The organism is Brevundimonas sp. (genome assembly GCF_031082345.1).
In the GTDB taxonomy this organism is placed as follows: Bacteria; Pseudomonadota; Alphaproteobacteria; order Caulobacterales; family Caulobacteraceae; genus Brevundimonas.
Window position 1 is genome coordinate 1 of sequence record NZ_JAVHLH010000320.1, and the last position, 2,798, is coordinate 2,798.

Genomic DNA, 2,798 nt, shown 5'->3' on the forward strand with positions numbered 1-2,798 from the left:
CGCCCGCCTGATCGCCTCGGTCATCGCCGACATGGACGAGGACGGCGAAGGCTGGGTCAACGCCGGCGGCATCGCCAACCGCCTGCGCAACGCCTACCCCGACTTCGACCAGCGGTCCTACGGCTACGCCAAGCTGTCGGACCTGATCCGGGGCACGGGGCGGTTCGAGGTCGAGACCAGCGCGGGCGGGGCGATGAAGGTCAGGGATCGGGCGTAGGGGGGGCGGTCTTCGCCACGTCATCTCCCAGCTTGTCCCGGGGATCCATTGGTCCGCCGTAGAGGGCGGGTGGGCGACGCTCCGGTAGGAAACCGGAAAGCTGTTCATGATCAGGTTGTTCCTGACTTGTTCTCCTGGCGGAATCTCTCCAGTCTGCCACCCTGAACAAGCGCGGAGTCGACCGTGTCGGAGTATGCCCTGATGGTGAAACAGGCTGGCCAGGCCAACGCCGACAAGGCGGTGGACCTCGGCTTTATCGAGGGGCCCGTCCGCCCTGCGGCGAAGCAGCCTGCGCTGAAACTGATCCGTGGCGACAAGGATTCCGAACCCGCCGATTTCACCTTCATCGACCTGTTTGCGGGCATCGGCGGGCTACGCCGGGGATTTGAATCAATCGGCGGCCGCTGCGTCTTCACGTCCGAGTGGGACAAATACAGCCAGAAGACCTACCGGGCGAACTTCCCGGACGATGATCACGAAATCAACGGCGACATCACCAAGATCGAGGCGGGGGACATCCCGGCCCATGACGTCCTGCTGGCCGGCTTTCCGTGCCAGCCCTTCTCTATCGCCGGTGTGTCGAAGAAGAACGCCCTGGGGCGGGCGCATGGGTTCGAGGACAAGACCCAGGGCACCCTGTTCTACGACGTCGCGCGCATCATCGCCCACCATCGCCCGGCGGCCTTCCTGCTCGAGAACGTCCGCAACCTCGTCAGCCACGACAAGGGCAAGACCTTCCAGACCATCAAGGACGTGCTGACCGAAGAGCTTGGCTACACGATCGACTTCCGCGTCATCGACGGCCGCCACTGGACGCCCCAGCACCGCGAGCGGATTTTCATCATCGGCTTCCGCGAGGACCAAGGCTTCCGCTTCGCCGATATGAAGCTGCCCGACGCGGCCCCGAAGCTGGAGACGATCCTGCACCCCGGCAATGGCTCGGAGGTCCCGGACCAGCGCTTCACCGTCGGCAACTCCGGTCGCGTGTCGGACAAATACACCCTGACCGACCACCTCTGGAACTATCTGCAGCGCTACAAGGAAAAGCATCAGGCGGCGGGCAACGGCTTCGGCTTCGGCCTTGTCGGGCCCGACGACGTCGCCCGCACCCTGTCGGCCCGCTACTACAAGGACGGCTCGGAAATCCTTGTGAAGCAGGAGGACGGCAAGGCGCCGCGCCGGCTGACCCCCCGAGAGTGCGCCCGGCTGATGGGTTTCGACGCGCCCCAGGGCAATGAGTTCCTCATCCCGGTCTCGGACACCCAGGCCTATCGCCAGTTCGGGAATTCTGTTGTGGTGCCGGCCGTGAAAGCCGTCGCCGAACACATGAAGCCGCACCTCTTCGCCGCGCTCGGAAAACGGCCGAAGGCCGCGATTGGCTGACGTCGTCGATCCGGCGACCCGCAGCCGGATGATGTCCGGCATACGGGGCAAGAACACCAAACCGGAACTGCTGATCCGCAAGGCGCTCCATGCACGCGGCTTCCGCTATCGGCTGCACTGCAGGGACCTGCCGGGCAATCCGGATTTGTGCCTGCCGAAATACCGCGCGGTGATCTTCGTCCACGGCTGCTTCTGGCACGGCCACGGCTGCCACCTGTTCAAATGGCCGAAGACGCGGCCGGAGTTCTGGCGGGAGAAGATCGGGCGGAACCGGGCGGTGGATGAGGCGGCACACACGCGGCTACTCGCGGAAAGTTGGCGCGTGGCGCTGATCTGGGAATGTGCGATCAAGGGGCGTGCGGGCTATGCGCGACTACCCGAGGTTTCAGAGGAAATAGGCCGGTGGCTAGTCAGCGATCAAGCCGAGCTTGAGATCGGAAGCGACCAGTGAAACAGGGCTACCTCGCAGACTACTTTTCTGGCGTCGGTGTCAAACGCCTGAGCGGAACCGAGGTCGACCCCGGTGTCTCGAACGGCCATGAATTCCAAGGCACACGCGCCTTGCAGGCGTTTCTTGGCCTACCCTCGGAAAGCCGGTCCATCCCATGCACCTACATGTGGCTGACCGATGATGACCCGCCGATGCGGCTCGATGCAGCGGCGACCTGGTATGACGCCCGCGCGAAGCAACCTCATCGGGCTCCTGAGCCACGCCTGCTCTATACGGCCGAAGCCGAAGCCGTGGTCTACCAAGCCTCCGAGAACGATACCCTCTTTGTCTGTTTGGGTCGGAACGAGAGACTCCTGATCCTCCTCTGCCGAGGCGGGAGCGACATCGAACAGCAGTTGCTGTGGTTGTTTGGCTTGGAATCGCCGACCTTGCGGTTCGCCCAGCGCGATCTCCGGGTTCAGCAGGGCTCCCGTCTCGATTTCGCGGCCCGCCACGTGCTGGACGCCATCGAGGTTGAAGTCGACGTCTCCGATGATGCCTGGCTAGACCGACTCTTGGCGAAGTTCGGCACAAAGTTTCCTGGGACGGCTCCATTCTCCGCCTTTGCCAGGTCACAGATCAGGACGGCCGATCCGCTGGCTCAACCTGATCAGGCGTTGATGTTGTGGCTCGACCTTGAGGAAACGCTCTTCTTTACCCTGGAGCGGCACATCATTGACCAACGGCTGCGGGCCGGGTTCGTCGAGG

The 2,798-nt window shown here is 63.8% G+C and carries 4 protein-coding genes; all 4 read left to right on the forward strand.

Annotated features, from left to right (window positions below; all coding sequences use genetic code 11):
• Positions 1–217, forward strand: a 217-nt coding sequence (locus RDU12_RS14675) for an OST-HTH/LOTUS domain-containing protein (protein WP_308685365.1), incomplete at its 5' end; no start/stop codon positions are given.
• A gap of 183 nt (positions 218–400) precedes the next feature.
• Positions 401–1,600, forward strand: a complete 1,200-nt coding sequence (dcm, locus tag RDU12_RS14680; RefSeq protein WP_300292403.1) for a DNA (cytosine-5-)-methyltransferase — start codon at positions 401–403, stop codon at positions 1,598–1,600.
• Positions 1,593–2,051, forward strand: a complete 459-nt coding sequence (locus RDU12_RS14685; protein WP_300292405.1) for a very short patch repair endonuclease — start codon at positions 1,593–1,595, stop codon at positions 2,049–2,051. Before dcm ends, RDU12_RS14685 begins: the two co-directional genes overlap by 8 nt.
• The coding region (locus RDU12_RS14690; RefSeq protein WP_308685368.1) for a hypothetical protein at positions 2,048–2,798 on the forward strand (751 nt) is incomplete at its 3' end. The genes RDU12_RS14685 and RDU12_RS14690, both read left to right, overlap by 4 nt.